At 61.8% G+C, this 25322-nt stretch carries 33 protein-coding genes and 1 tRNA gene; 24 read left to right on the top strand and 10 right to left on the bottom strand.

Translation table 11 applies throughout. The annotated features are described in order from the left end of the window. Position 1 precedes the first annotated feature (1 nt). A complete protein-coding gene (locus tag DXY02_RS00635; RefSeq protein ID WP_114987352.1) occupies positions 2-436 on the bottom strand; it encodes a DUF2656 family protein in 435 nt (144 codons plus the stop codon). An 82-nt stretch (positions 437-518) separates the two neighbouring features. Here DXY02_RS00635 and DXY02_RS00630 point away from each other — a divergent pair, with 82 nt between their 5' ends. Continuing rightward, entirely contained in the window at positions 519-1403 is an 885-nt protein-coding gene (locus tag DXY02_RS00630; protein WP_244276088.1) for a HEAT repeat domain-containing protein, read from the top strand. 111 nt (positions 1404-1514) lie between these two features. On the opposite strand, the gene DXY02_RS00625 is transcribed toward DXY02_RS00630, so the two are convergent. From DXY02_RS00625 to cpeB, 3 genes are all read right to left on the bottom strand, one after another. Continuing rightward, entirely contained in the window at positions 1515-2132 is a 618-nt protein-coding gene (locus DXY02_RS00625; protein ID WP_114987348.1) for a HEAT repeat domain-containing protein, read from the bottom strand. A 171-nt stretch (positions 2133-2303) separates the two neighbouring features. Further along, the gene (cpeA, locus tag DXY02_RS00620; RefSeq protein ID WP_114987347.1) at positions 2304-2798 is read right to left on the bottom strand and encodes a class 1 C-phycoerythrin subunit alpha; all 495 of its coding nucleotides are present in this window, start codon (positions 2796-2798) and stop codon (positions 2304-2306) included. A gap of 56 nt (positions 2799-2854) precedes the next feature. Beyond that, complete coding sequence (cpeB, locus tag DXY02_RS00615) at positions 2855-3409, bottom strand: class 1 C-phycoerythrin subunit beta (RefSeq protein ID WP_114987344.1); 555 nt, start codon at positions 3407-3409, stop codon at positions 2855-2857. A 371-nt stretch (positions 3410-3780) separates the two neighbouring features. Between cpeB and DXY02_RS00610 the strand changes: the two genes are divergently transcribed. The 10 genes from DXY02_RS00610 to DXY02_RS00565 all read left to right on the top strand — a co-directional run bounded on the left by DXY02_RS00610 (position 3781) and on the right by DXY02_RS00565 (position 9859). Next, on the top strand, positions 3781-3996 hold the full coding sequence (locus DXY02_RS00610) for a hypothetical protein (protein WP_114987342.1): 216 nt from the start codon (positions 3781-3783) through the stop codon (positions 3994-3996). A gap of 3 nt (positions 3997-3999) precedes the next feature. Next, positions 4000-4611, top strand: coding sequence for a phycobiliprotein lyase (locus tag DXY02_RS00605; protein ID WP_114987340.1), 612 nt, complete (start codon positions 4000-4002; stop codon positions 4609-4611). Beyond that, a complete protein-coding gene (locus tag DXY02_RS00600; RefSeq protein ID WP_114987338.1) occupies positions 4611-5315 on the top strand; it encodes a 15,16-dihydrobiliverdin:ferredoxin oxidoreductase in 705 nt (234 codons plus the stop codon). Before DXY02_RS00605 ends, DXY02_RS00600 begins: the two co-directional genes overlap by 1 nt. Then, on the top strand, positions 5312-6127 hold the full coding sequence (locus tag DXY02_RS00595; protein WP_114987336.1) for a phycoerythrobilin:ferredoxin oxidoreductase: 816 nt from the start codon (positions 5312-5314) through the stop codon (positions 6125-6127). The genes DXY02_RS00600 and DXY02_RS00595 overlap by 4 nt, the downstream gene beginning before the upstream one ends. Positions 6128-6261: 134 nt before the next feature. Continuing rightward, positions 6262-6780, top strand: coding sequence for a phycocyanin subunit beta (locus DXY02_RS00590; protein WP_114987333.1), 519 nt, complete (start codon positions 6262-6264; stop codon positions 6778-6780). A gap of 41 nt (positions 6781-6821) precedes the next feature. Beyond that, complete coding sequence (gene cpcA, locus DXY02_RS00585; protein ID WP_114987329.1) at positions 6822-7310, top strand: phycocyanin subunit alpha; 489 nt, start codon at positions 6822-6824, stop codon at positions 7308-7310. Positions 7311-7384: 74 nt separating this feature from the next. After that, positions 7385-7978, top strand: a complete 594-nt coding sequence (locus DXY02_RS00580; protein ID WP_114987327.1) for a chromophore lyase CpcT/CpeT — start codon at positions 7385-7387, stop codon at positions 7976-7978. After that, a complete protein-coding gene (locus tag DXY02_RS00575; RefSeq protein ID WP_114987325.1) occupies positions 7978-8751 on the top strand; it encodes a HEAT repeat domain-containing protein in 774 nt (257 codons plus the stop codon). Before DXY02_RS00580 ends, DXY02_RS00575 begins: the two co-directional genes overlap by 1 nt. Beyond that, complete coding sequence (locus tag DXY02_RS00570; RefSeq protein WP_114987323.1) at positions 8751-9383, top strand: HEAT repeat domain-containing protein; 633 nt, start codon at positions 8751-8753, stop codon at positions 9381-9383. Before DXY02_RS00575 ends, DXY02_RS00570 begins: the two co-directional genes overlap by 1 nt. Then, a complete protein-coding gene (locus DXY02_RS00565; RefSeq protein WP_114987321.1) occupies positions 9380-9859 on the top strand; it encodes a low molecular weight protein-tyrosine-phosphatase in 480 nt (159 codons plus the stop codon). The genes DXY02_RS00570 and DXY02_RS00565 overlap by 4 nt, the downstream gene beginning before the upstream one ends. Here DXY02_RS00565 and DXY02_RS00560 read toward each other — a convergent pair. Beyond that, positions 9843-11360, bottom strand: coding sequence for a bifunctional pantoate--beta-alanine ligase/(d)CMP kinase (locus DXY02_RS00560; protein ID WP_114987320.1), 1518 nt, complete (start codon positions 11358-11360; stop codon positions 9843-9845). The two genes, DXY02_RS00565 and DXY02_RS00560, sit on opposite strands and share 17 nt — an antisense overlap. Continuing rightward, positions 11357-11896 carry a septal ring lytic transglycosylase RlpA family protein gene (locus DXY02_RS00555; protein WP_114987319.1) on the bottom strand — a complete coding sequence of 180 codons (540 nt, stop codon included), beginning with the start codon at positions 11894-11896 and terminating at the stop codon, positions 11357-11359. Before DXY02_RS00555 ends, DXY02_RS00560 begins: the two co-directional genes overlap by 4 nt. A 319-nt stretch (positions 11897-12215) precedes the next feature. On the opposite strand from DXY02_RS00555, the gene purM reads away from it, so the two are divergent. Then, positions 12216-13253, top strand: a complete 1038-nt coding sequence (gene purM / locus DXY02_RS00550; protein WP_114987318.1) for a phosphoribosylformylglycinamidine cyclo-ligase — start codon at positions 12216-12218, stop codon at positions 13251-13253. Positions 13254-13370: 117 nt separating this feature from the next. Continuing rightward, positions 13371-14003, top strand: coding sequence for a histidine phosphotransferase (locus DXY02_RS00545; RefSeq protein WP_114987317.1), 633 nt, complete (start codon positions 13371-13373; stop codon positions 14001-14003). 9 nt (positions 14004-14012) lie between these two features. On the opposite strand, the gene DXY02_RS00540 is transcribed toward DXY02_RS00545, so the two are convergent. Further along, the gene (locus DXY02_RS00540) at positions 14013-15029 is read right to left on the bottom strand and encodes an aldo/keto reductase (protein WP_170951425.1); all 1017 of its coding nucleotides are present in this window, start codon (positions 15027-15029) and stop codon (positions 14013-14015) included. Here DXY02_RS00540 and DXY02_RS12310 point away from each other — a divergent pair. Both DXY02_RS12310 and DXY02_RS00530 read left to right on the top strand, forming a co-directional pair. After that, positions 15028-15186: a hypothetical protein gene (locus tag DXY02_RS12310; protein WP_170950470.1), complete on the top strand. Its 159-nt coding sequence runs from the start codon at positions 15028-15030 to the stop codon at positions 15184-15186. The genes DXY02_RS00540 and DXY02_RS12310 overlap by 2 nt on opposite strands. Then, positions 15186-15659: a hypothetical protein gene (locus tag DXY02_RS00530; RefSeq protein WP_244276087.1), complete on the top strand. Its 474-nt coding sequence runs from the start codon at positions 15186-15188 to the stop codon at positions 15657-15659. The genes DXY02_RS12310 and DXY02_RS00530 overlap by 1 nt, the downstream gene beginning before the upstream one ends. 11 nt (positions 15660-15670) lie before the next feature. Here the strand turns inward: DXY02_RS00530 and DXY02_RS00525 are convergent. After that, positions 15671-15741: transfer RNA gene (locus DXY02_RS00525), tRNA-Cys, on the bottom strand. Positions 15742-15795: 54 nt separating this feature from the next. On the opposite strand from DXY02_RS00525, the gene DXY02_RS00520 reads away from it, so the two are divergent. Beyond that, on the top strand, positions 15796-17016 hold the full coding sequence (locus tag DXY02_RS00520; RefSeq protein WP_114987314.1) for a lipid-A-disaccharide synthase-related protein: 1221 nt from the start codon (positions 15796-15798) through the stop codon (positions 17014-17016). Positions 17017-17035: 19 nt separating this feature from the next. Further along, complete coding sequence (locus DXY02_RS00515; RefSeq protein WP_114987313.1) at positions 17036-17293, top strand: hypothetical protein; 258 nt, start codon at positions 17036-17038, stop codon at positions 17291-17293. A 9-nt stretch (positions 17294-17302) separates the two neighbouring features. Here DXY02_RS00515 and DXY02_RS00510 read toward each other — a convergent pair whose 3' ends face one another. Next, a complete protein-coding gene (locus DXY02_RS00510) occupies positions 17303-17947 on the bottom strand; it encodes a ribonuclease D (RefSeq protein ID WP_114987435.1) in 645 nt (214 codons plus the stop codon). 115 nt (positions 17948-18062) lie between these two features. Between DXY02_RS00510 and DXY02_RS00505 the strand changes: the two genes are divergently transcribed. Genes DXY02_RS00505 through DXY02_RS00495 form a run of 3 tightly spaced genes read left to right on the top strand, consistent with a single transcriptional unit; the run spans position 18063 to position 19888 of the window. Then, positions 18063-18446 (top strand): helix-turn-helix transcriptional regulator, encoded by a 384-nt coding sequence (locus DXY02_RS00505; RefSeq protein ID WP_038556622.1) that lies wholly within the window; start codon positions 18063-18065, stop codon positions 18444-18446. A gap of 50 nt (positions 18447-18496) precedes the next feature. Continuing rightward, positions 18497-19051, top strand: a complete 555-nt coding sequence (locus DXY02_RS00500; RefSeq protein WP_114987312.1) for a cofactor assembly of complex C subunit B — start codon at positions 18497-18499, stop codon at positions 19049-19051. A 3-nt stretch (positions 19052-19054) separates the two neighbouring features. Further along, positions 19055-19888 carry an N-acetylmuramoyl-L-alanine amidase gene (locus DXY02_RS00495; protein ID WP_114987311.1) on the top strand — a complete coding sequence of 278 codons (834 nt, stop codon included), beginning with the start codon at positions 19055-19057 and terminating at the stop codon, positions 19886-19888. Here DXY02_RS00495 and hemF read toward each other — a convergent pair. Next, a complete protein-coding gene (hemF, locus tag DXY02_RS00490) occupies positions 19885-20973 on the bottom strand; it encodes an oxygen-dependent coproporphyrinogen oxidase (protein ID WP_114987310.1) in 1089 nt (362 codons plus the stop codon). The genes DXY02_RS00495 and hemF overlap by 4 nt on opposite strands. Before the next feature lie 115 nt (positions 20974-21088). Between hemF and DXY02_RS00485 the strand changes: the two genes are divergently transcribed. From DXY02_RS00485 to DXY02_RS00470, 4 genes are all read left to right on the top strand, one after another. Continuing rightward, a complete protein-coding gene (locus tag DXY02_RS00485; protein ID WP_114987309.1) occupies positions 21089-22165 on the top strand; it encodes an Mrp/NBP35 family ATP-binding protein in 1077 nt (358 codons plus the stop codon). Positions 22166-22167: 2 nt separating this feature from the next. Further along, complete coding sequence (rodA, locus tag DXY02_RS00480) at positions 22168-23406, top strand: rod shape-determining protein RodA (RefSeq protein WP_114987308.1); 1239 nt, start codon at positions 22168-22170, stop codon at positions 23404-23406. Beyond that, complete coding sequence (locus DXY02_RS00475; protein ID WP_114987307.1) at positions 23403-24752, top strand: sensor histidine kinase KdpD; 1350 nt, start codon at positions 23403-23405, stop codon at positions 24750-24752. The genes rodA and DXY02_RS00475 overlap by 4 nt, the downstream gene beginning before the upstream one ends. A gap of 102 nt (positions 24753-24854) precedes the next feature. Further along, the gene (locus DXY02_RS00470; protein ID WP_011363412.1) at positions 24855-25286 is read left to right on the top strand and encodes a photosystem I reaction center subunit II PsaD; all 432 of its coding nucleotides are present in this window, start codon (positions 24855-24857) and stop codon (positions 25284-25286) included. Positions 25287-25322: the final 36 nt, after the last annotated feature.

The raw sequence follows: 25322 nt of genomic DNA, 5'->3' as shown, positions 1-25322 counted from the left end.
CTCAAGCCGGGCGATCAATCACCTGGAAGATGCCATCGGCCGGCCGGCCGGCCGTGAGTCCACTCCAATTGATCGCCTGCAGAAACCCGTCTGGATCGCGGGTTTCCACCACATCCACACCCCAGCCGCCCTGCTGAAGCGGGGCGCCGGGCGTTCCCTCGGAATCCTTACGACCACCAAGAGCCATGACGGCATGGTCGATGGAATGACCCTGATCAGCACGGATCTTGCGCCAGGCCTGACTGATCTCTTCAGCCAACTGTCCTGGAGTCGAAGTGGACTCCAGGCTGATCTTCCAATGCGGGTGGCTGAGCACTTCCGACGCTGTCACCGAATCGCACTGCTCCGCCAACGCCTTGGCCAGGGCATCAAAGGCAAGAGGAGGCACGGCGGAATCCTGGATCTGCAGGTTGTGGGAAAGGACGAATCGGGTCACAACAAACAGTGCAGTCCGGTGACCTTAGCGATGGGAGAAACGGATAATGAATGGCTGCTTCAGCCTTGCCGTGACCGAATCGATGTCTCCCGTAAGCAGCCCTGAAACGATTCAGCTGAGCGAAGAGGAAGCCGAGCAACTGGCTGAGGAGCTGAAGCAACAACTGCGGCAGGGTGAGCGTCTCGCTGGTGACACCCAGGCCATCGAGCGCATGGTGGCCGGCCTGGGAGACCGGCGTGGACTGCTGCGCCTCACCTTTGCAGAAAGCCTCGGCACCGTTGGTGGTGCTGCCGTTCCAGCCCTTTGCACCGCGATGTGCGACCACGAGAACGTGACGGTGCGCCGCGCGGCTGCCAAAACGCTGACGTTAATTTCCGATCAACGCGCCCTTCCATTCCTGCTAAAGGCTCTGCTCAACGATGCCGATCCGGTCGTCCAGGGATCAGCCGTTGGCGCCATGGCCGCCATTGGCCCCGCTGCCGTTGACGGATTGCTCGACATCCTGGTGGACACCGGCAGCACCCCGATGCAGACGGGCCTGGCCAGCTGGGGCCTGGCTTTCGTGGGCGCACGGGCCCCGGAGGCCTTGCGCAAGGCTGCCCAATCCCCCCATGCCCAGATCCGCACGGCAGCCATCGCCGCCCTCGGGGATCAAATCCAGAACCTTGGTGATGAGGATGCGCGCCAGCTGCTCACCAATGCCCTGAGGGATCCAGATGAAGACGTTCGGGCTGAAGCGACAACCCTGATGGGCAAGCTCAACGAAAGCGAATGGGCTACCCCACTGCTGCTGCCGAACCTGCAGGACGAAGCGGCACTGGTTCGCAAAAATGCCGCGTTGTCGCTGATGAAACTGGAGGACCCTTCCGTGATCGGGCTACTCCAGCAGTGCATGGAGACGGAGAGCGACCCATCCGTCGCTGTGGTGCTGAAACTTGCTGTGAATCAGCTCAGCAGAGACGACTGAACACAGTTGCACGCATCGTTCACGTAATGTCACATCCGTGGTGTTCGCGTCGAGCACTGCATGCGCAACTACGGGACGAAGGCTGAGGGGCCTTCGTCCCGTATTTTTTGCCTAGCGGCTGCTTTCCAACCGGCCGAGGGAAGCTTCCACCATCTGCCGGCACAGCGGATCGGTAGAGGGATCAGCCAGCACTTCTCTGAGACAGGCTTCTGCACTGGGATCAGGAATTTCAGCCAACGCCATGGCAGCTGACTGCACATGGGCGATGTTGTCTCCCTTGCAGATCTGAATCAGCAACGGAAGCGCTTGAACACCCACCTGGCCAAGGGCCATCACCGCCGACTGCGACACCACGGGGGAGTCGTCCGACAGTGCCTTCTCCAGCACAGCCATCGCGGCAGGAGAGAAGGTCTGATCCGGGTAGTTGGATGCAATCTGGGCGTAGGCCTTCACGCAGCTGGCGCGCACCGTGCCATCCGTACTGGCTTCAAACAGCTCCGCCAGGGGTTGCAGTGCTGTCGCACCAAAGGCTCCGAGCCCTCGCACAGCAGCGCGACGCAAGGACACATCGGGTTGATCCAACAGCGAGATCAGGCGTGGCATCGACTCGTTTGGCCAATGGTCAACCATCGCCAAATAGGCCTGGGTCTGCAGATGGGGGTTGGGATGGGCCAGATCCGCAAACAACGCATCCAGATCCGGACGTTCAACCTGCGACTGCGAAGTCATCAGAACTTAAAAACTGCAAAGCCCCCTGAACATCAGGGTTCTTTGCAGCCTAAGTGGAGCACTGCTGCCAATGAACATCATTCAAGTTGAACGACATCCGTCGACATGAGCATAAAAAAGGAGGCCTTTCGGCCTCCTGATTCCTATGAATGAGTGACGCGAAACAGGCGCTCAGGAAAGAGCGTTGATCACGTAGTCCAGGTAGGACTTGAACTCGTTCAGAGCCTGGGGGCTCATGTCGCGAGGAGCGCAAGCGCGATCGCGGGTGTAGGTGAGTGCTTCGACGTAAGGACCGGTGGGCAGACCCAGGGTGCGGTACACCTCACGAGCGCCGGCGATGCCCCACTCGTCCAGAGGGCCGGTGCCGCCGACAACCAGGCAGTAGTTGATCAGGCGCAGGTAGTGGCCCAGATCGCGGTAGCACTTGTCCACCTTGGTCTGGTTCTCACCAGCCTCACCGGGCTGCTTGAGGTAGGGGTACTTGTTGAAGCAGGCATCGCCAGCTTCCTTGGTCACGGCGTCGAGGCCAGCAGCCAGCTTCTCAGCAGCTTCGAGGCGAGCGGCGGCGCGTTGGATGTTGCCCTGGACGGCCTCGAGGTCGTTCTGGGAGGGGAAGCGACCTGCTGCGTCAGCAGCGGTCACGATGGTGGTGACGACGGATTTCATCGTTGAGATCCTTTAGATGGAGGGTGATGTTGAGGAAATGGGAAAACCCGATTGACTCAGGCGACAGCGCTGATTACGCGATCGAAGTAAGAGGCAGCCTCAGCAACAAGAGCGGAGCAATCGCCTTGGGTGGTCTCCATCTTGCGGAACTTGGAACCGCCGTTAGCCGGGGTGTTGGTCTCGCCGATGTGAGCGGTGGCGGAGGCCTTCATGATGGCCACAGCGCGGGCAGCTGACTGGGTGGGAACCCCCAGAGCGATGTAGGTCTCCTTGAGACCGTTCAGGCAGCGGTCATCCAGCACGGATGCATCGCCAGCCAGCAGGGCGTAGGAGATGTAACGAAGAACGATTTCACCGTCACGCAGGCAAGCAGCCATGCGGCGGTTGGGGTAGCAGTTACCACCTGCCTGGATCAGGCCGGTGTTCTCGCAGATCATGCCGGTGACTGCATCAGACACGATGCAGGAGGCATTGGAGGTGATGGCGTTGACAGCGTCCAGACGCTTGTTGCCTTCAGCAACGTACTGACGGAGAGCGGCGATATCGCCAGCACCCACAGCAGCAGTTTTGGCGTCAGCGCTGACGACGGAACGGGAGAATGCGTCGAGCATTGGAAAGCCAGACAAGGGGGAGGGAATGCTTCTCGACTACCAGGTGAGAAACGACGGCGCTTTCCTCAAAAAGAGAATCGAGCTGAACGTTTCAGGCTTGGCCTGCGAAGCGCCCTAAAAAAGTAACTGGGTCAACGGGCCACCCCTGCGGAAGGGGGGTGTTCACGCAACGGTTCGTCACTTAGCCGACAAATATTGCGAGTTGATGCAGAACTCTCCAGCGGCGATAGGGCCATCTGGCGAGGAATCAGAGGGCTTTTTCAGCTTGCATGCAGGTTTTTCGACCCACATCTATTAATAAGTGGGTCGCCGTAGAGGCATCACCAGCAGATCCCTGATGCGGCTTACCCTCGTGCCACCGCAGAGCACCGATGGCCGAACCCACGCTGCAAGAACTGAACGATTCGATTGCCGAACTCGAGGCGTACCGCAACCGCCTGCGCGAGGACGTGATCGCCATGGGGAAAAAGCTGAAGCTGCCGCAGAAGCGAATCGACGCCACTGTTGCTGAGCATGCGGAACTGCAACGCCTCGAAGAGGTGCTGGAGCAACTGCTCAAGCAGCAAGAGATCATGACCAACGCCTGAGCGATGACGTCGTTTGTGCCGCCAATGACCATGGCGGACTTCCTCCAGGCCAGCCGCGGCACCTGGTTGAACCGCCGCTCGATTCATCACCTCGACCATCAGGACGATGAAGCGGCTGATTCCAATCTGGTGATCGAGCCATTCGATGCCTCCGACCCCGTTGTGCAGCGGGTCTGCGACGCACTGCAGGTGGCGACAGACCGCGCCGCCGGTGGAGGCCGCTTCTGGTGGGAAAGCAACCTCAAAAAGGCGGTTCGAAACGATGACTACGCCGCAGTCATCGTCGATGTGCCTGAACAGGGCAACCCCCGTAAGGGCTTTTTGCTTCGTGACGTCGGTTACGTCGAGAAAAAATCGGTGGTTAGCACTTACACCTTCGCCGATGACGGCGTTCTCACCATCACAACCCGATACGACACGAATGTGGGAACAGAGCGTTGCTGGTTCGTGACCGATCAGGTGCGCATGCGCGTGAGTTCCGTGCAGTGCCTCGATGGCGTGTCGATGACGACGTACTGCACTGAACTGCGCTGCCCCAGCGACGACGACATCAAGGCCATGGCCGACAAGGCCCGCCAGGTCGCTGACTCACCCGTGCTGGAGACCACACACTGATGTTCGATTCCTTCCTCGACCAACTTCATCAGGGCATTCAGGAGCGGGGGGGCCAACCCGCTTCTGTACCCGAGGGATTGCAACACTGCCAATCCAGCAAAAGCGGCGGAAAGATCGAAAGCTGGCTCTGGAGTGTTCCAGGCTTCCGCCGTTGGCGCGTCACCCGGCTCGATGCCGGCGACAGCCTGCAAGTTCTCAATTCAGTGGCCTATCCCGAACACGGCCTGGACCACCCACTCATGGGGGTGGACCTGCTTTGGTTCGGCGCCCGTCAGAAATTGGTGGCCGTTCTCGACTTTCAGCCGCTGATTCAGGACAAGGAGTACCTGGAGCGCCACTTCACAGGGCTCAGGGCTCTGCACGAGCAGTACCCCGAGCTGAACGGTGAGGAAACCATGCGCTCCTTCGATCCCAACCAATACTTCTCTCCTTGGTTGCTGTTCTGCCGCGGCGGTGCCGACGAAGCGGAAGGATCGCTTCCCCAAGCTTTCGATGCCTTTCTCTCGGCTTATTGGTCGATGCATGACCAAGCCAAAGGGCAGTCAGCATTGGCGGCATCCGAGGTGGAACGACTCCAAAACGCCTACGACGTTTACAGCGCTGAACGCGATCCAGCCCACGGCTTGTTCACCAGCCATTTCGGCAAGGACTGGTCCGACCGATTCCTGCACGAATTCCTCTTCCCCGCCAGTCAGCCCGCATGAGCCTCCCCCTCCGCACGTCGAGTCTTGAACCCGTCCAGATCCCTGGATGGCGCTGGCAGCCTTTTCTCGACACCGCCGTCGCCGCTCTGGCCCCTCTGCAGCCGAAGCCTTATCCGGTAGCAGAACGATTCCTGCAGAAAGAGGGGAGCACGGGGTCCAAGGCGAAACCCGTCCACGTCAGCACGGCCACCTGGGCCTGCTCAACCGAAAAGCTGCGCCAGGTGCGCTGTGCCTGTGTTGAAGCCGGTGCCGCTGCATCGGTGCTCAATTTCGTGATCAACCCCAGCAGCCGTTTTGATCTTCCGTTCTTCGGAGCCGATCTGGTGACGCTGCCCAACGGGCACTTGCTTGCTCTTGACCTGCAGCCTGTCGACAAGACAGATCCCGATCACACGGGACCGGTCTGGCAGCGACTGATGCCCCTGTTCGAGCGCTGGCGCGCCGAACTGCCCGACGGGGGCCCCATCCCTGACGAGGCAAAGCCGTATTTCTCACCTGCCTTTCTCTGGACTCGGATCCCGCTGGGGGAAGAAGGTGATGCGCTGATTGACCGCGTGATCCGTCCGGCCTTTGCGGACTACCTCCAGCTCTACCTGGCGTTGGTGGAGGAGGCACAGGCCGTGGACGATGAGCGTGCGGCACTTCTGCTTTCGGGCCAGAAGCGCTACACGGCCTATCGCGCCGAGAAAGATCCAGCCCGCGGCATGTTGACGCGCTTCTACGGCAGCGAATGGACGGAGTCGTACATCCACGGCGTGCTGTTTGACCTCGAAGAAGCCGCCGCCACTTCCTTGTCGCCGCAAGGGAGTTAAGCATTATGAACAGCTTTCGGGAGGCTCCCGAGCAGTTGGTCAGAATCGCGGACGTCGGGATCGAGGCAATAGCCTTCTGCCATCCCTCCAAGTCTGAAATTCCCTTCCAGACGTAGTTCACAGGAACAACAACCATGTTCGACGCCTTCACCAAGGTTGTCGCCCAGGCCGACGCCCGGGGACAATTCATCAGCACCAGCGAGATCGACGCCCTCGCTGCCATGGTTTCCGACAGCAACAAGCGTCTGGATGCCGTTAACCGCATCTCCAGCAACGCTTCCACCATCGTTGCTTCCGCTGCCCGCCAGCTGTTCGCTCAGCAGCCTGCCCTGATCGCCCCCGGCGGCAACGCTTACACCTCCCGTCGTATGGCTGCTTGCCTGCGCGACATGGAGATCATCCTTCGCTACGTCACCTATTCCGCTTTCACCGGCGACGCTTCCGTGATGGAAGACCGCTGCCTGAACGGCCTGCGTGAGACCTACCTGGCCCTCGGCACCCCCGGTGCTTCTGTCGCCGCCGGCGTGAACCTGATGAAGGACGCCGCTTTGGCCATCGTCAACGACAAAGCTGGCATCGCCGCTGGTGACTGCGCCTCCCTGAGCAGCGAAATCGGCACCTACTTCGACCGCGCCGCCGCCTCCGTCGCCTGATCGGCGCCTGGATTCGACGTCTTTCATTCACATAACGATCAATGAAAACTCCCCTCACCGAAGCTGTTGCAGCAGCAGATTCCCAGGGCCGCTTCCTGAGCAACACCGAAGTTCAGGCTGCCTCCGGTCGCTTCAACCGTGCCAAGGCCAGCCTCGAGGCTGCCAAGGCTCTCACCAGCAAGGCTGATTCCCTGGTGAATGGAGCTGCACAGGCCGTTTACACCAAGTTCCCCTACACCACCCAGATGGAGGGGTCCAATTACTCCGCCACTTCGGAAGGCAAAGCCAAGTGCTCCCGTGACGTGGGCTACTACCTGCGCATGATCACCTACTGCCTCGTGGCAGGTGGCACCGGCCCCATGGACGACTACCTGATCGCTGGTCTCGACGAGATCAACCGCACCTTCGAGCTCTCCCCGTCCTGGTATGTGGAAGCTCTGAAGCACATCAAGGCCAATCACGGCCTCAGCGGCGATGCTGCTACCGAAGCCAACAGCTACATCGATTACGCCATCAACGCCCTGATCTGATCAGCCGACGTTGCGTTCCAAGCCCCCCTCGGGGGGCTTTTTTTATTGTTCTTTTTCGGCCCCATCAGAGCGCTGTGATCACCCCAAACGTTCGGCGTTTTCTCAACCTGCTCTGCGGCGAATACAGCAACCAGCAGCAAGCCTTCGACAATCCACCCCTCTATGCCCACATCTTTCTGAGGTATCGCCCGCTCATACAGCTCCATCCAGGGTCAATTCTGCTCGAACAGACCTATGCCGTTGATCCCAAGCATCCCTATCGGTTGCGCATGATCCGCGCTGAAGAGCAGGCCTCCGGCGCCATCAAGCTCTGGAATCACACCTTCCGTGATCCGGAACGCTTCGCCGGAGCCACGTTTGATCCACAACTGCGCCTTGCCATTCAGGACAGCGACCTGATCAGCCTGGATCAGTGCCACTACCAAGTGCTCGAACAGCCAGACGGCTACCACGGCGCCATGGAACCAGGCTGCAAATGCATCGTGCAACGGAATGGCAAAGACACCGTGCTGGTGAGCAGCTTTCATTTGCAGGGAGACTCCCTTGCGACCCTCGATCGCGGTCATGACCCAGAAACCAATGAGCGTTGCTGGGGCTCGGTGGCGGGACCGTTCCGGTTCAAACGAACTGAAAGCTGGACAGCCGACATGGCATCGGCCTGGGTGTGATGGAACCGCTGAGTGAAACGCAGGTGATCCAAAACCTCCGCCAGACGGAGGACCCTTCGGCGCAGTACTACGCCGCCTGGTGGCTCGGAAAAATGCGCAGCCAGCATCCCGATGCCACCCCTCTTCTGCTAAGGGCTCTTGAAGCACTGGATGCCACGCCGATTGATCCAGAGCAGCGCGGTGTCGCTCTCAACGCAATCCGTGCCCTCGGTCTACTCAGGGACATGAGAGCGGAACAACCTCTTCTGGCGCTGCTGCACTCCAACGATTACACCGTGCGAGAGGAGGTGGTCCGCACGCTTGGTGCCATGGGCAGCTGTGGGGCTGTTGAGGGCATCCGCGCCTTGCTTGCCAGTGGATTGGAGGGAGCAGGAGCTGAGCAACCCTCATCCCCCCTGCTCAACGAACCCTGTGAAGCACTGCTGGAAGCCCTGGGGGACATCGGTGATGGCAGCAGCAGCAATCTCGCGGTGATTCATCCGTTCACAGAGCACCCTCGGCCCTTGATCCGTTCAGCGGCCTGCCGAGCATTGCTGCAGCTGACCGGACTTGATCAATGGGGGATGGAACTGAAAAAGCTGCTGAACCATCCAGAACCCCTGGTGCGCCGCGGCGCGCTGCTCGACCTCGGCGCCACCGGCTGGATCGCCGCCGTGCCCTCGATCCGCACGGCGGCGGTGGAACCCAGCCTCAAGCTGGTTGCACTCCGAGAGGTGGCGGAACGCAACGACGACCCCGATGACGTTCTCGACGCAATGGACGGACTGCTCTGATGACCACAACAGCATTGGACCAGGCGCTTCAGACGCTCGAGCGGGCCACCAGTACTCCTGAGCTGGTCAAAGCAACGCAAGCCCTTTGTGCACTGAACGACCTTGAGGCCGCCAAACCGCTCGTGAAGGTGCTGGGGTTCAACAATCCAGCGGTGGCAGCCGTGGCAACACAGGGGCTGATTCAACTGGGACGGGACACCATTCCCATCCTTCTGGTGAGCCTGGATGCCCGCAATTACGGCGCACGGGCCTGGGTGGTGAAGGTGATTGCCGCCCTGCGGGATCCACGGGGTCTTGACCTCCTGGAGCATGCCCTTCAGGCCGACATCGCTCCGAGCGTGCGGCGCTCCGCAACCCGTGGCCTAGCGGACTTGGAGTTAAGTGAAGACGCAGCGCACGATCAGCTTGTGCGCTGTTTCGAGGGACTGCTCAAAGCCGTGCGAGACGACGAGTGGGTGGTGCGTTATGCAGCGGCCTACGGACTCGAGCAACGCTTGAACAGCGCAGCTGTGTCAGCGCACCTCGCCGAACAGGGCCTGGCCGCACTGAACCAGCTCGCATCCGATGCGGAAGGTGTCAGGGTGGTGCAGCTGCGGGCTCTGAAAGCCCTACAACGCCTCAACGCCGGATGACCCAGAAACTGTTGTTCGTCTGCCTCGGCAACATCTGCCGCTCACCGGCAGCCGAAGGTGTCTTCCTGCATCTGCTTGAAGAGCGTGGCCTCAGTGATCAGTTCGTGGTGGATTCCGCCGGAACGGGCGGATGGCATGTGGGCAACCCGGCAGACCGACGCATGCAGGCTGCCGCCAACCGCCGCGGCATCAACCTCCCCAGCCGAGCAAGGCAGATCAGCCTCGACGATTTCTCGAGTTTCGATCTGGTGCTGACCATGGACGACGACAATCTCGCGGCCGTCCAGGGACTGGCTCGCGAAGCCGGGCCCCAAGCAACGGCCAGCATCAAGCCCATGCTCAGCTACGCCGGCCGGTTCTCTGAAACGGAAGTACCGGATCCCTATTACGGGGGCGAGGCGGGCTTCGAGCATGTGCTCGACCTGCTCGAGGATGCCTGCGCCAACCTGCTCGAGGAGCTCAGCCCGCCGGCGTAGGCCAGGCTTCTTCAGCCACCCGAGACCGGAACTGCCCCACCAGGGCATCGATCACAGCCTCGATGCTCATGCCATCGGTCACGAGCTCAACGGCATCGTCCGCCTGCACCAGAGGAGCCTCCTCACGGGTGCTGTCGAGGTGATCCCGTTCGGCGATCTGTGCTTCAAGCTCAGATCGCTCAGGCACCGGGAAGCCCCGCTGCTCCAGATCCAGAGCCCGGCGCCGGGCCCGTTCGCCCACCGTGGCCGTGAGGAACACCTTCAGATCCGCATCCGGGAAAACAGCGGTGCCGATGTCGCGGCCTTCTGCCACCAAACCACCCTTGGCACCCATCGCTTTCTGTTGAGCCGTCAGCGCTTGCCTGACGCAACGGTGGGCGGCTACAGCCGAAACCGACGCGGTGACCTCCGGCGAGCGAATCGCGTCACTCACGTCCTGCCCATTCACCAACACCTGCTGGCCACCACCGGGCAGCGACCGCAGCTGAAGGTCAAGGTCGTTCAACAGCGGTGCAATCGACGCCGCATCCTGGGGGTCCACACCGTTCTGTTGCACCAACCAGGTCACCGACCGATACATCGCACCGGTGTCGAGGTAAACCAGCCCCATCCGCTCAGCAAAGGCCCGAGTCACGGTGCTTTTGCCAGCACCGGCAGGGCCATCGATGGCAACAAGAGGCTGGCGGGTCATCAGGAATACGTGATCAATCAAACGGGTCGTCCCGCAACGCACCGCCGCGGCCAAAAGTGAGATGGCCGTTTCAGAGCCACAGGGCTGAAGGGTGCGGGGATCGACCCTCTCTACATACTCCACTTCAAGCCCTGCTTCAGCGAGGCTCTGTCGCACCGAAGTCTCAGGATCACTGGGATCGGCACGACGCAGTGCCGCCGGCAGAGCAGCGGCTCGAGCCCGATCAGCAGAGGAGAGGTATTGGTTGCGGGAACTCAACGCCAGACCATCGGATTCACGAACGGTGGGAACGCCCTGCACTGCCACGCCCAGATCAAGATCGGCCACGAGCCGGCGCAGGATCACCAGCTGCTGCCAGTCCTTCTCACCCAGCCAAAGGCAAGACGGCTCCACCAGCTGCAGCAGTCGGGCCACGACAGTGACCACCCCATCAAAGTGACCAGGACGGGAGGGTCCACACAGATGGGTCTGCAGGTCAGCCGGTGCTGAACGCGACACCGCTGACTGGAGGCCACTTGGATAAATGGCGACGACACTCGGGGCCCAAAGGGCATGGGCGCCACAACGTTCGGCTAAATCGCGATCCGCTTCGAGGGTTCGCGGGTAGCGATCAAAGTCTTCAGCTGGCCCGAATTGGAGTGGATTAACGAACACGCTCACGAGCACAGGACCCTGTGCCGCAGCGAGGCGGATCAGCTCACCATGACCCTGGTGCAACCCCCCCATGGTGGGCACGAATTGCAGAGGTCCACCGAGGTTGCCCCGGAAACGTTCCAGCTCGACCTGGGTGGAGAGAACGACGCAGCTCAGCGGAGCACCTCAAGCTTGACCTGGGCAATTCCAGAGGCAGTCAGCCCCAGGTCAGAGGCGGCGCCGTGGCCCAGGTCGATCACCCGGTGATCAATGAAAGGTCCGCGATCGTTGATGCGGATCACGGCCGTGCGCCCGTTCCAGAGGTTGGTGACGCGCACTTTTGTTCCAAAGGGAAGCGTGCGGTGGGCCGCCGTCATCGTGCCGCGCTTGTAAACCTCACCGTTGGCCGTGAGGTTGCCGTAAAAACCGGGGCCGTACCAACTGGCCTCACCAGTGATGACCTTCACCACCTCGGGCACGACCTTCAGCTTCGGCTTGGGGACCTCAGGGGAAGGAGGTGCAAGAACCGGTTTGACCTCCGCCGTAGAAAGCGTTGCCTGCAGCCCAGAGGCCTGGGGCTCGACCATCAGATCCAGAGGGTCAAGGGGCTCTGCACCGTTGACCGAAAGGAAATCACTGGCCACGACCGGCAGGAGGGCCGCACTGCCTGAGATCGCTCCGGAGAGCGTGGCCAACGTCAGGAGGACTCGCATGCAGAACGGCGTGGCCAAGGTCTTGGAACTGAGCGCGCAGCTCTCGGCCGTTGGCAGGCCTCACAAAAAAGATTGTTGCGAACTTAAAAAGGGTGCTCTTGGAAAGAAACTGGGCGCCATCAGAGCGATCGGCACAGCCACCCAGGCCCGCCTCTTTCGCTAATCCGCGTGCCGACTGGCAGATCAACGCCGGAACGCAAGCCCCCGGGCATAAGCCGAGAGTGAATAGTCGATAAGCACAGATAATCAGCTGCTGTGCCGACAAGCTAATCGGCACAGGTTCCGTGGCATTGCAGGATCAATGCATCGGATTCGTTCCATGGATTACAAGAGCGCTGGAGTTGACGTTGAGGCCGGGCGCGCGTTCGTGCAACGCATCAAGGCGTCTGTGGAAGCCACCCACCGAGCGGAGGTCATCGGCGGCCTTGGCGGTTTTGGCGGGCTGATGCGACTTCCAGCCGGATTGCGCAAGCCCCTTCTGGTCTCAGGCACCGATGGTGTCGGAACCAAACTTGAGCTGGCCCAGGAGCATGGCAGCCATCACGGCGTGGGCATCGACCTGGTGGCGATGTGCGTCAACGACGTGATCACCTCAGGAGCCGCGCCGCTCTTCTTCCTGGATTACATGGCCACCGGGGCCTTAGCGCCATCGGCAATGGCCGAGGTCGTTGAAGGAATCGCCGATGGCTGCAGGCAGAGCGGCTGCGCCCTACTCGGCGGCGAAACGGCAGAGATGCCGGGGTTTTACCCGAAGGGGCGCTACGACCTCGCCGGCTTTTGTGTAGCCGTCGTCGAAGAAGACGAGCTCATTGATGGCCAGCGCATCCAACCTGGCGACAGCGTGATCGGTCTGGCCAGCAGCGGCGTGCACAGCAACGGCTTCAGCCTGGTGCGCAAGGTGCTGGAGAAGGCCAACGCCAATGCGAACACCGTGTATGGCGACGACCAGCGCCCTCTCATCGACGACCTGCTGGCGCCGACAACCCTGTATGCCGACCTGGTGCAGCACCTGCTGCAGATCGGATGCGAGCTCCACGGCATGGCCCATATCACCGGCGGAGGACTCCCGGAAAACCTGCCGCGCTGCCTGCCGGATGGCTGCTCTGCGCGCATCGATGCCTCCAGCTGGACAAGACCACCCCTGTTCCGATGGCTGCAGGAGGCCGGAGACATTCCCGAAAGAGACCTGTGGCACACGTTCAACCTCGGCATCGGTTTCTGCCTGGTGGTGCCGGCTGGGAGCGAAACCGCTGTGATCGAGCATTGCCGCGGCAAGAACCATCGGGCTTGGGTGATTGGCAACGTGACTTCCAACACCCCAGGCAGCACCGCTGTTCTGGAAGGTGTTCCCGCCTGATTACGTCAGTTTCAGACAGGTTTAAAGCAGTCGACCACGCCCCAGAAGGGATCGAATAAGCTGCCCTGAAGCACATCGGAACCTTTTCCGATAGCGGCGTCAATACATTTTTTTTCAATGCCTTTTGATAAGCCCCAGCGCATTACGCGCCGTCGATCGTCTGCAGGTCCTGTTCCTCCGAGGCGTCCTTTGCCATCAGGCCAGGACAGGCAACAGGGCTACAGGCAGGGTCCACGACCAACTTTTCTCACGCTCCGGGATCACGGCAAGGTGTTCGTGGCCGACATGCCCCACCTTTCGGATGGGCAACTGGCTCACATCGGCAAGGAAGCCCAGGAGGTTTTGGAAAGCCTCGAACGGCGGATTCAAGACATGGAGCAGGAGCTCAGTCATGGTCCTCAGGAGCGCGACACCCTGATCAAGGCGTCCACCAAGCGCGATGTCACACGCAGGTTCATCCGGGCAATTCAGGACGAGCAGGAACATCGCCAGAACAACCCCGCTCTGAGGAGCGCTGCTGGCGAATCGCTTCCGCGCACCTTTCTGGAGGTCGCCCGGCATCGACTGCCTGGGGCAACCTTTGATTCCTTGCTGCAGGAAGCCCTCGCCGCCTGTGCCCAGCAACAGGACACTGCCCCAGCCCCCACTCGCCTGGAACCCTCGCAGGACAAAGTCGTTCCGATTCGCAATGACGGCGACAGCCTCCCGGTGGTGGTGAGTCCAGCCCCTGAATCCGCCTCGGAGGCCTGAGCACAACACTCAGCGGCTCTGGAAGGGATTGGCGGGCATCCGCTCGCTGCAATGGAGCCGGGCCGAATCCAACCGCTGAAACTCCTGCGGTGACAACGACCACTGCAGCGCAGCGGCGACATCCCTGGCCTGCTCTGGAGTTCGCAGCCCCGGGATCGGCGTTGTGCCAAGAGCTCTGCACCAGTTCAAAGCGACTTGAACCATCGATGCCCCGCGATCGATCGCGATGGCCTGCATCGCACTGCGCAACTCAAGACTTGCCGGAAGCAGGCGCTGGAACAGGCGTTGTCTCAACCAGGTGACAGGACGCCTCTCCTCAGACCCGGGAGCACAACCCAGCACGCCGAAAGCCAGAGGGCTGTAGGCCAACACCTCCACGCCAAGCTCCCTGCTGACGGCAATCAACTCGCGCAGCTGATCATCCGCAGGTGCCAAGAGCGAGCACTGCACCTGAACGCTGCGTAGGGAAACGCCCCGCTCCAACAGACGGCGATGGATCAACAACAGGCGTTGGGGGCCCAGGTTGGACAGGCCCAACTCCTCAACCCGGCCAGACAGAACAAGATCAGCCAAGCCATCAAGAAGGCCTGTCTCCTGCCAGGGGGCATAGCGCGCTGTGCTCCAGTGCAGCTGCACCCGCCGAAGCTGCCCCTTAAGCCTCGTTCGACTGGCCTCAAAGGCGGCATCAAAGCCCCGACGCCCCCATCGCCAGGGGAATGGGGCCAACTTCGTGGCCACCGTCAACTGGGATCGACGCAGGGATGGCAACTCGGCCATGAAGTCGCCAAGCAACGCCTCACTGCGTCCACTTTGGCTCCCCGTTCCATAGGAATCCGCCGTGTCGATCAAGTTGAGCCCAGAGCTGAGGGCCTGACGAAACGTGGCACGAAGTCGAGCGTCGTCCCGCTGGGCGTCGTATCCCCAAACCGCCTTGTTGCCCCAGGCCCAGGTGCCGAAACCGATGCCGTTCAACGGGGCGATGCTGCTGCCAGCCATGATCGCCACCAGCCCGTCCCGTTGCGTCATGACCGCATCCCCCGCGCAGGAACCTGCGCGATCGACCGATCAAGCCGTGGAGGGATCGACTGCGGACGCGGAACGCATCCTCTGCAACCACTGCCGCAGAACCGCCAGCAATGGCATTCGCTGCCTGGGCATGTGCGTTGCCGACAGCGATTACTGATGCTTCATCTCTGGATGGCGCCACTGCTGCTTGCCGTGCCAGCAACGGTCAATCCAGCTCAGGCTTTTGGCCGTCTGGAGCACAGGCCTGCGCATTGCCGCATCGTCGTCGGTGGGCGTTCTTTGGCATGCGAGCGCTTGCAGATCAACGCGAACGGGAGCCGTGGCCTGCGGCTTCGATTCATCGGAGAAGATCAAGAAACGGGGGGCAGCTACCAGTTGAGCTTCGTCAGCCTGGATGGAGATCAAGGCAGTCCGCTCAGCTGCAATAACTCAGGCTGCCGCGTGGATTCACGCCGCTGGAGCGCAACCCTGCTCAGCACGTCATGGGTTCGCTTTGATGCCAGAGGCCTCCCCAAGGGCCTTCCTACAACCCGTATAGCCCAGGGGCGTTGCTGGATTGATGCGAACACGGTGAGCTGCGAGAGTCACTCACGCAACGTTGCCGGCATGAGCGCGGAGGCTCAACTGTGATGAGGATTGAAAGGCGGCACCCAGATTCGAACTGGGGATAAAGGATTTGCAATCCTCTGCCTTACCACTTGGCCATGCCGCCGCCCGGGAACAGCCGTCCCCATCAGGGGATCGTATCAGTCATGCCCCTGGCTCTCTGCTGTTTCTCTGCAACGGCCACGGAGAAGACCTGATCACCCTGCGGATCATCCAGGCCGTGCATCGGCGCGCACCGCGACGCCCCCTGACCGTGCTTCCTCTGGTGGGTGCCGGACGGGTGTTTGATGCTGCTGTTCAGCAGGGATGGTTGACACGCCTGGGGCCAAAAGCGGCCTTGCCCAGTGGTGGCTTCAGCAACCAAAGCCTGAGAGGGCTGCTGGCAGACGTCAGGGCTGGACTCCCCAGCCTGAGCTGGAGTCAATGGCAGTTGGTACGACGCCTGGGACATGAGCGCCAACCCATCGTTGCCGTGGGTGATTTGCTGCCGCTGCTGATGGCCTGGAGCAGTGGCGCCCCCTTCGGCTTCATCGGCACTCCCAAAAGCGACTACACCTGGCTCAGCGGTCCCGGACGAGCCAAAAGCGACTGCTACCACCGGCTCAAAGGCAGTGAGTGGGATCCCTGGGAATGGCGCCTGATGCGCTCGCGCCGTTGTGAACTGGTGGCCATGCGTGATCGGCTCACGGCACGAGGCTTGCAACGCAAGGGCGTGAGCGCCCTTGCGCCGGGCAATCCGATGATGGATGGCCTTCAGGTCCAACCGCTGCCATCGGCCCTGGACCGCTGCCGCCGAGTGCTCCTGCTATGCGGAAGTCGCATGCCGGAGGCCCAGCGAAACCTGCAGCGGTTGGTTCGCAGTGCCATGGCGCTTCCCGGCCGTGTGCCGATGGCACTGCTCGTGGCCGTGGGCGCCCAACCCGATGCAGAGGCCCTGAGCAACAGTCTTGAACAACTGGGGTTTCGACGCAGCCTTCCGCCTTCAGACCAACTGGGTGCCGAAGCCTGCTGGGTGAAAGGAGCCTGCCTGGTGCTGATCGGGCGAGGTTGCTTTGACCAATGGGCCGGCTGGGCAGAAGCCGGCATCGCCACCGCCGGAACGGCAACGGAACAACTGGTGGGGCTGGGCATTCCGGCCCTGTCCCTGCCGGGAACAGGACCGCAGTTCAAGCCGGGCTTCGCTCGCCGTCAAAGCCGCCTGCTGGGGGGTGCGGTTCGTCCCTGCTCTGATGAATCCGAGCTTACGAGACGGCTCGAATTTCTCCTGGACGACCCGACACTCCGCTCCCACCTGGGACGGATCGGCACGCAGCGGATGGGGCCAGCAGGGGGAAGCGATCAGCTGGCACGCCTGATCCTGGATCGCTTCAACGGATACTGAAGATCTTCGGTTGGTTGCGATGGCCGCGATTCAAGACCCCACCCTCGTCAAACTTTGTGCCCAGTTGGCGAGTCGACTGAGCATCAGCCTTGCCAGTGCCCGGCGCCAGGTGGAACAAGCCGCGGCCCGAGAAGGACATCGCGATGTGGAGGGACGGCGAGCAATGGCTGAATCCATGCTGGCCGCCCTCGACAAGGACAACGGTGACCACTCCCGTCAGCTGGACGCGTTGCTCGAGAACAGCGAAGGCGACGGCAATTTCATGCTGGAAGACTGAGCCCCAACCTCAGTGCTCAAAGATCTGGTGAAAGCGCAGTCGATCCAGCTCGGCTACCACCGGAACGCACTGGAAGCAGCGTTGCGCCAGATCCCAGCGCCCTTCCCGCCGCAACATCTGCTCCAGGCGCTCACGGGCTGGCAGCAGATAGCGCACATCGTTGGCGGCGTAGGCCAGCTGGGCATCCGTGAGTTCGTCCACCCGGCCCCAGTCACTGCTCTGGGCGCCCTTGTCCAGCTCAACGCCGACCAATTCCATCACCAGATCCTTGAGGCCATGGCGGGGGGTGTACGTGCGGCCGAGCCGACTGCCGACCTTGGTGCAGAACACGGGGTTCACTTCGGTCCCCAAACCGGCGGCAAGCGCAGCCACATCAAAACGGGCGAAGTGAAACACCTTCTCCACCGTGGGCGCCTCAAACAGGCGCTTGAGATTCGGCGCCTCGGTCTGGCCCAGGCCAATGCGGACGCAGGCCACACGGTCTTCGGCGTCGGCGATCTGAACCAGGCAAAGCCGATCACGCCCATGGATCAGCCCCATCGCTTCGGTATCAACCGCAAGCCGCGGGGACTGCAGATAGCGCTCCGTCCAAGCTGCATCGAGGTCGCGATCAAAGACGGCGAATTCCGCTGGGGATGACGACTTCTCAGCCATGACTTCAGGAAGGGATAGGGCCAGTGTGGCCAATCGCCTCCACAGCAAATCTCAATACTCTCCTCTTGAATCTCGAAATGGGATCGCTTTTGATTGGTGAAGTCGTCCCGCGCCTGTGTTCTCTCGAAGAAAGCCTTCGCGCACCTGTCTGGCAGACATCGAGCAGTACTTCCATCAGCCGCCGCCGCAGTTCCTCGATCTCGAGCTGGCTGTCTGCTGGATCCTCGAGTGCTTGCTCAAAGACGACAACTACCCCTCCGGACTCCTGCAAAAACTGATCCGGGAGGAGCCCCAACTGCGGCTTTCTGAAACCGTGCTGCAACAGGCCCTGGAGTTCCTTGAGCAACAGGGCTCGATCAGCAGTTACACCCAACGCTGCCCGAGCCGCGGACGGCCACGGCGCATGCTGCACCTTGAATCCAATGCACGCGGCGAAGCCGAGCGACTGATGCAGCCCTGGCGCAGCTGGCTGGACTCCCACCGGTTCGCCTTGAACTAAGCGATTCAGCCGGCGCAAGGCTTAAAAAGGTTGAACATCAACGGGATGCCATGCCTGCAGGATTCCAATCCACCCTCCTGCTGACTGTTCTGCTGGCGATTGGTCTGGTCTTCTTTCTGCGTGCAGCCAGCAAAGACCGAACCACAGTGGTGGACGTGATGTCCCCCCAACCCCCCATCACCGTGCTTGACGGGCTCAGCACTTGGCTGGAAGAGCGCGGCTGGAGCCGGGATGGCGGCGATGCTGAGCGCCAGGTGCTCCGCTTCAAGGGGAAAGTGGCCTCCAGCCAACCCCTTGCGGTGTTGCTGTCAGTACTGGCGGCCATTGGCTCCGCCTGCTTCGGCCTGGTCCTGCGTCAGCTGGCACCGCAACTGCACTGGTGGCCTCTGCTACTGATCGGCCTCGGCCCTCTGGCAGGAGCTGTCTACACACGGCGGGCCGCTCGCACAGAAGCCCTTGAACTGCAACTCCTTCCTGCTCCCAAGGGAGACGGCAGCGCCATTCGTCTGCGGGCTCATCGGGACGAATTGATCGCCATCGAACTGGAACTGGCTGAGACCCTGCAACTCGCCAGTGACGGATCCCTGCTCTCCTCCCCCATCTAAACCATGCATCTGCCGGCCTGGATGCGACGGCGTCGCTTGGCCTCAGGACTTGCCATCGCAGGCCTGTCACTGGCAACCCTGGCGATGACCAAGGCTGCGGAACAGCACAACTGGCTTGGCACAGCCGAGCCCAGCAAAAAAACAGCACCGAAACAGCCAGCCCCCTGTCCTGAGCCCGGCACGCCAGATCCCTTGCTCGGCCCACGCACAAAGAAACCCGGGAGCTGGGTTGGCAGAAGCCCTGTGCAGAGCAACCTGCCAATCGTCGTCATGGCAGGACACGCCGACTCCCAGGGCACTGCCAGTCCAGGGACCCCTGGATATGCCGTGGATAAGCAGACGCGAGCGCCGATGCAACCGGGCATTCGCGATGAGCTGTTCTGGAACCGCGAAGTTCAGGCCGCTGTGGTGACCCAAGGCCAGGCCCGTGGCTTGAACATCCGCGCTTACATCCCGCCGTCCATCAGCATCGCGAACGATGACGACCCCAGCACCAACTGGTCGAAGGCCAAGGTCTTTTCAGAGCGTGGTGAATATGTCCTGGAGATCCATTTCGATGCCTACCGGCCCCATGGCTTCGGTTCCGGCCTGATTCCGGTGCTCCCAAATGTGCGCGAACTGAATGTCGTCGATGAAAGCCTGGCCCAGGCATTTGGGCGCTACCCACGCCTGTTCCGCGGAGGCCTTGGCGGTCCGCGGCGCGGGATCGGAATTCTTGAAATCGCCATGCTGGAGCCCCCTCTCGAGACGAAACTGAGGGATCCACGCTCCAGAGGTCACACGGTGAATTGCCTGGCCGAGCGCGTGGTGAACGCGCTCGTTCAAGGCGTCATTTAGTTAATCGCTCCATGGGGGCGGCAGCGCTCATCCAGCGAGGCATCACCGAGCCAGTCCTGCGGCTTAGTGAACAGTTCGGTCAGCAGGGCTTCCCTTGATCCGGCCTCGGCGGTGTAGCCGTACTCCCAACGCACCAGCGGGGGCAGAGACATCAGGATCGACTCCGTGCGTCCATTGGTCTGCAGGCCGAATATCGTGCCGCGATCCCACACCAGGTTGAACTCCACATAACGTCCCCGGCGATAGAGCTGAAAGTCCCTTTCGCGATCGCCATAGGCCATCGGGTGGCGCTTCTCCACGATGGGGGCATAGGCGGGAAGAAAGGCTCTGCCATTGGCTTGACCCAAGGAGAACAGCTGCTCCCAGCTCAACGGCCGAGCCCCCAAACGGGCTGACACCTGAGCCGCAGGTCCGGAGGGATCCTGGCCCTTGTAGAGAGTGCCGTTGGCGTCTTGGTAGTCGTAAAAGATGCCGCCAACGCCGCGGGTTTCACCACGGTGCTTCAAATAAAAGTATTCATCGCACCAGGGCTTGAACACCTTGTGCAGATCCGGGTGAACTGAATCACAGGCCGCCTGGTGGGTGCGATGGAAATGACGGGCGTCGTCGAGGAACGGGTAGTAGGGCGTGAGGTCGGCACCGCCGCCGAACCACCACACCGGGCCAGCCTCGAAGTAGCGGTAATTGAGGTGAACCGTCGGGATGTATGGATTGCGCGGATGCAGAACCATCGAGGTTCCCGTGGCAAACCAGGGATGCCCCTTGGCCTCAGGACGCTGCTTGAGGATCGACGGGGGCAGTTCTTCGCCTTGAACCTCGGAGAAATTCACGCCGCCCTGTTCAAAGACGCGCCCCTCACTCATCACCCGGGAGCGCCCACCACCCCCTTCAGGCCTGACCCAACTCTCCTCAACGAAGCGGCCTTCACCGTCGAGGGCTTCCAGGCCCGCACAGATTTCGTCCTGCAGCCCCATCACCATCGCCCGGGCCCGCTCTCTGGAATCGCTGGGGGGCAGCTCAAGGGGAGCCTTGCTGACACCCACGTCCTGGCGTCCGAGGACGCGGCGAATCAGGGAGCGGACCATGTGTCAGAGACTGAAGACATCGAAACCTAACCAGGTCACCCCAGGCCTGGACAAGCATCCGTCAGGGACTGTCACGGGCGGCCCCCCTAGGATCCGGCTTGCCTTGATGAAACGGATGACCCCGGTCGAGCAGGCCAACCAAGCCCTCCAGCAAGTCAAAGATGCCGGCAGTGGCAAAACGGCCCTGGAGCTCGGCTGGATCGAACAGATCCGCATCACCCCGCCGCGGGCTGTGTTTCGCCTCAGCCTTCCAGGCTTCGCCCAAAGCCAGCGAGACCGCATCGTGGCCGAAGCACGGGGCGCTCTGATGGCGCTCGATGGCATTGACGACGTGCAGATCGAGATCGGCCAACCGCCAAGCCAAGGGGGCATTGGCCAGGCCGGCCATGGTCAGCCGGCGGAACGCCAATCGATCCCCGGCGTCCGCCAGGTGATTGCCGTGAGCAGCGGCAAGGGCGGCGTCGGCAAGAGCACCGTCGCGGTCAATCTGGCCTGCGCCCTCGCCCAGACCGGCCTGCGGGTCGGACTTCTGGACGCCGATATTTACGGGCCGAACGCACCCACCATGCTGGGCGTCGCTGACCAAACACCTGAGGTGCAGGGCAGCGGCGATCAGCAGCGGATTGTCCCGATCGAGACCTGCGGCATCGCCATGGTGTCGATGGGTCTGCTGATCGACGATCACCAGCCTGTGATCTGGCGCGGCCCGATGCTCAACGGCATCATTCGACAGTTCCTGTATCAGGCCGAATGGGGTGAGCGGGACGTTCTCATCGTTGATCTGCCGCCGGGCACCGGTGATGCACAGCTCTCCCTAGCCCAGGCAGTGCCGATGGCGGGCGTTGTGATCGTGACCACCCCACAACAGGTGTCGCTGCAGGATGCGCGACGGGGGCTCGCCATGTTCCGGCAGATGGGCATTCCCGTCCTGGGCGTGGTGGAGAACATGAGCGCCTTCATTCCTCCGGACCGTCCCGACTGCCGCTACGCCCTCTTCGGCAGTGGCGGCGGCGCCCAACTCGCTGCGGATTACGACGTACCCCTGCTGGCTCAGATCCCCATGGAAATGCCCGTGCAGGAAGGCGGTGACACGGGGCGACCGATCGTGATCAACCGCAGCGACTCCGCCAGCGCCGCTGAGTTCAAGGGCCTTGCGACAGCGGTGCTCAAGGCCGTCACCCAGCCCATCTGACGATGTTCAGCCGACGTGACCGCCGCAGATCGCACCGGGAGTGGGTGCTCTGGGGTGTTCCGCTCGGAATGATCACCATCGCCGGGGTGCTGATCGCCAGCACCCAACGCCAGGCGGACTATGCCGACTGGTATCACCACTGGATCACCGCGGCCTTCGGAGTGCTGCTGGCGCTGGGACTGGAACGGCTGCCGTTGCAGCGTCTCCGGCCTCTTTTGGTTCCCGTCTACGCCCTCACGGTGATCAGCCTGGTGGCGGTGCGCGTGATTGGAACCACAGCGCTGGGCGCCCAACGCTGGATCAGCATTGGCGGGGTTCATGTTCAGCCATCGGAGTTCGCCAAGATCGCGGCGATCCTGCTCGTGGCAGCAGTCCTGTCGCGACACCCGGTGGAACGACCGGTTGATCTGATGCGCCCGCTCGGGGTGATTGCAGTGCCGTGGCTGTTGGTGTTCATCCAGCCTGATCTCGGCACATCGCTTGTGTTCGGCGCCCTGATGCTCACCATGCTCTATTGGTCGGGGATGCCGGTCGAGTGGGTGATTCTGTTGTTGTCACCGCTGGTGACGGCCCTGCTCTCAGGCCTTCTCCCCTGGGCCATGGCCCTCTGGATCCCGCTGATGGGAGTTCTCGCATACCGCTCCTTGCCCTGGAAACGTCCTGCAGCCACAGCAACCCTGGCCATCCACGGCGCCATGGCTGCCGTGACGCCATGGCTCTGGATGCATGGTTTGAAGGACTATCAACGGGACCGTTTGGTGCTGTTCCTCGACCCAAGTCAGGATCCATTGGGCGGGGGCTATCACCTGCTCCAGAGCACCGTTGGCATCGGTTCAGGCGGCGTCTTGGGCACAGGTCTTCTTCAAGGACAACTGACCAAGCTTCGTTTCATCCCTGAACAACACACCGATTTCATCTTCAGCGCCCTGGGTGAGGAAACCGGCTTTATTGGCTGCCTTTTGGTGGTTCTTGGCTTTGCCGCGTTGATGGCACGGCTGCTCCAGATCGCACGCAATGCCCGCACCGACTTCGAATCACTCGTGGTGATCGGGATCGGCACGATGCTGATGTTCCAGGTGGTGGTCAACATCTTCATGACCATCGGCTTGGGCCCCGTCACAGGAATCCCCCTGCCCTTCCTCAGTTATGGGCGCTCAGCCATGGTGGTGAACTTCATAGCGCTCGGCCTCTGCTTGTCGGTAGTCCGGCAAAGCCGTCGCTCCTTGGCGCACCTCCGTTGACCGGCCCCTCCTTCACAGACCTGCGGCAACGGCTGGCACAGGACGTGCCCCAGGGCCGCTGCGATGAGATTGGTGTGCGGCGGCTTTGGTGGGCGGCCCTGGAAACCCTGCAACAGGACCTGCTTGAGCGAGGCCTGGAACGCGGCATCTGGCTGGCTGCCCCCCTGCCAGCCCTCTACGAACCGGAATTACTGCAACATCTGCAGGGATGGGTGTGGGCTCCAGATCAAATGGATCAACTGAGTCCGCATCCAACGGCACTGCCGGGACGGTCCAGCAGCGATGAGTCCGGTTCCCTGCGGGGATTTCAACGCTTGTCCCTAGGCCCCGACGACGGAGATGACCCACTGCTGCTGGTGATCACACCCGAGGTCCAGGTGGCCCTTGCCCTGCATGGGCCGCCCCAGAAGCGGCAGCTGCTGATGCGATGCGACCCGGCCACGCTCAGTGATGTGCTGGTGCAGCTGGGAGGACGGCTGGAGCACCAGTCACCAGCGCAGGCCGAGCAGCTGCGCAAAGCGCTCGAATCGATCGGCTCCCTGCAGAGCAATGCAGCCTGGTCAGAACAGTTCTGGCCCCGTCTCACGGAGCGGCTCACCGGCACAGCCCCCGGGCTGATGCTGCAACCCATCCAGGCTGAGCGCCCACCGGAAGCGCCCAGCCATGGAGATCTGAATTTGCTGGAAGCGATCACCCATGAGGTGCGCACCCCGCTGGCCACGATCCGAACACTGATCCGCTCTCTGCTGCGGCGAAAGGATCTGGCTGATGTCGTTGTGAATCGCTTGCGGCAGATCGATGTGGAATGCAGCGAGCAGATCGATCGATTTGGCCTGATCTTCCATGCCGCTGAACTGCAACGGGAACCCAACGAGGCCAATCTGGCCCGCACGGATTTGCAGGCCATGCTGAGCGCCCTTGCACCCAGCTGGACGGAGCAGCTGAACCGTCGCGGGATCGCCCTGGAGCTGGATCTCAGCGCCGACCTACCGGCGATCCTCAGTGACTCCCGTCGACTGGAACCGATGCTGGGGGGTCTGATCGACCGCAGCACCAGGGGGCTCCCCTCCGGCAGTCAGCTCACACTTCACCTCCAGGCAGCCGGTCCACGGGTGAAGCTTCAGCTGCATGTGGAGCATCCCGACAGGAGCCAGGCCGCGGAGGCCGGCCCGTCTCCCCAGCGCGAGGACGTGGGCACCGTCCTGAGCTGGGATCCCAGCACCGGGAGCCTGCAGTTAAGCCAGGATGCGACCCGCCAGATGATGGCCAGCCTGGGAGGCCGCTATCAGCCCAGGCGCGACCGCGACATCACCGTTTTTTTCCCGGTGCATACGCCCGGAGAGTGATGGGTTTGTTGACGGGTGTGAAGCTTGCTGTCGGAGCTCAAAACAGGCCCCAATGACGGTGCTACTTTCCAGCCATAACGGCTCTTGTGGATTCTTTCAGCCATGGCAGCAACGGCGTTGAACGGTCAACTTCCCCAGCACATCGCCAGCACTGGCGGCCTTCTGAATTCAGCGGAGACTGAAGAGAAATACGCAATCACTTGGACCAGCAAGACAGAGCAGGCTTTTGAGCTGCCCACCGGTGGCGCCGCTCTGATGAACTCAGGTGAAAACCTGATGTATTTCGCTCGCAAGGAACAGTGCCTAGCCCTCGGCACCCAGCTGCGCACAAAATTCAAGCCCCGGATCGAGGACTACAAGATCTACCGGATCTACCCCGGTGGCGACACCGAGTTCCTGCATCCCAAGGATGGTGTGTTCTCCGAAAAGGTGAACGAAGGTCGTCCCATGGTGGGCCACAACCCACGTCGCATTGGCCAGAACGTCAACCCGGCCAACATCAAGTTCAGCGGCCGCAACACCTTCGACGCCTGATCTCTCAAAACCGATGCCCGGAGGTCATGATCTCCG

This window comes from Synechococcus sp. N19, from assembly GCF_900474045.1.
Taxonomy (GTDB): domain Bacteria; phylum Cyanobacteriota; class Cyanobacteriia; order PCC-6307; family Cyanobiaceae; genus Parasynechococcus.
The sequence above is the reverse complement of the archived record's forward strand: the minus strand, read 5'-3'. Positions and strand labels throughout refer to the sequence as shown.

Excerpts from the sequence above, each read along its gene's own strand:
- DXY02_RS00630 (WP_244276088.1), top strand. The coding sequence starts at position 519 with ATGTCTCCCGTAAGCAGCCCTGAAACGATTCAGCTGAGCGAAGAGGAA.
- DXY02_RS00625 (WP_114987348.1), bottom strand. The coding sequence starts at position 2,132 with ATGACTTCGCAGTCGCAGGTTGAACGTCCGGATCTGGATGCGTTGTTT.
- cpeA (WP_114987347.1), bottom strand. The coding sequence starts at position 2,798 with ATGAAATCCGTCGTCACCACCATCGTGACCGCTGCTGACGCAGCAGGT.
- cpeB (WP_114987344.1), bottom strand. The coding sequence starts at position 3,409 with ATGCTCGACGCATTCTCCCGTTCCGTCGTCAGCGCTGACGCCAAAACT.
- DXY02_RS00610 (WP_114987342.1), top strand. The coding sequence starts at position 3,781 with ATGGCCGAACCCACGCTGCAAGAACTGAACGATTCGATTGCCGAACTC.
- DXY02_RS00605 (WP_114987340.1), top strand. The coding sequence starts at position 4,000 with ATGACGTCGTTTGTGCCGCCAATGACCATGGCGGACTTCCTCCAGGCC.
- DXY02_RS00600 (WP_114987338.1), top strand. The coding sequence starts at position 4,611 with ATGTTCGATTCCTTCCTCGACCAACTTCATCAGGGCATTCAGGAGCGG.
- DXY02_RS00595 (WP_114987336.1), top strand. The coding sequence starts at position 5,312 with ATGAGCCTCCCCCTCCGCACGTCGAGTCTTGAACCCGTCCAGATCCCT.
- DXY02_RS00590 (WP_114987333.1), top strand. The coding sequence starts at position 6,262 with ATGTTCGACGCCTTCACCAAGGTTGTCGCCCAGGCCGACGCCCGGGGA.
- cpcA (WP_114987329.1), top strand. The coding sequence starts at position 6,822 with ATGAAAACTCCCCTCACCGAAGCTGTTGCAGCAGCAGATTCCCAGGGC.
- DXY02_RS00575 (WP_114987325.1), top strand. The coding sequence starts at position 7,978 with ATGGAACCGCTGAGTGAAACGCAGGTGATCCAAAACCTCCGCCAGACG.
- DXY02_RS00570 (WP_114987323.1), top strand. The coding sequence starts at position 8,751 with ATGACCACAACAGCATTGGACCAGGCGCTTCAGACGCTCGAGCGGGCC.
- DXY02_RS00565 (WP_114987321.1), top strand. The coding sequence starts at position 9,380 with ATGACCCAGAAACTGTTGTTCGTCTGCCTCGGCAACATCTGCCGCTCA.
- DXY02_RS00555 (WP_114987319.1), bottom strand. The coding sequence starts at position 11,896 with ATGCGAGTCCTCCTGACGTTGGCCACGCTCTCCGGAGCGATCTCAGGC.
- purM (WP_114987318.1), top strand. The coding sequence starts at position 12,216 with ATGGATTACAAGAGCGCTGGAGTTGACGTTGAGGCCGGGCGCGCGTTC.
- DXY02_RS00545 (WP_114987317.1), top strand. The coding sequence starts at position 13,371 with ATGCCTTTTGATAAGCCCCAGCGCATTACGCGCCGTCGATCGTCTGCA.
- DXY02_RS12310 (WP_170950470.1), top strand. The coding sequence starts at position 15,028 with ATGACCGCATCCCCCGCGCAGGAACCTGCGCGATCGACCGATCAAGCC.
- DXY02_RS00540 (WP_170951425.1), bottom strand. The coding sequence starts at position 15,029 with ATGACGCAACGGGACGGGCTGGTGGCGATCATGGCTGGCAGCAGCATC.
- DXY02_RS00530 (WP_244276087.1), top strand. The coding sequence starts at position 15,186 with ATGCTTCATCTCTGGATGGCGCCACTGCTGCTTGCCGTGCCAGCAACG.
- DXY02_RS00515 (WP_114987313.1), top strand. The coding sequence starts at position 17,036 with ATGGCCGCGATTCAAGACCCCACCCTCGTCAAACTTTGTGCCCAGTTG.
- DXY02_RS00510 (WP_114987435.1), bottom strand. The coding sequence starts at position 17,947 with ATGGCTGAGAAGTCGTCATCCCCAGCGGAATTCGCCGTCTTTGATCGC.
- DXY02_RS00500 (WP_114987312.1), top strand. The coding sequence starts at position 18,497 with ATGCCTGCAGGATTCCAATCCACCCTCCTGCTGACTGTTCTGCTGGCG.
- DXY02_RS00495 (WP_114987311.1), top strand. The coding sequence starts at position 19,055 with ATGCATCTGCCGGCCTGGATGCGACGGCGTCGCTTGGCCTCAGGACTT.
- hemF (WP_114987310.1), bottom strand. The coding sequence starts at position 20,973 with ATGGTCCGCTCCCTGATTCGCCGCGTCCTCGGACGCCAGGACGTGGGT.
- DXY02_RS00485 (WP_114987309.1), top strand. The coding sequence starts at position 21,089 with ATGACCCCGGTCGAGCAGGCCAACCAAGCCCTCCAGCAAGTCAAAGAT.
- rodA (WP_114987308.1), top strand. The coding sequence starts at position 22,168 with ATGTTCAGCCGACGTGACCGCCGCAGATCGCACCGGGAGTGGGTGCTC.
- DXY02_RS00470 (WP_011363412.1), top strand. The coding sequence starts at position 24,855 with ATGGCAGCAACGGCGTTGAACGGTCAACTTCCCCAGCACATCGCCAGC.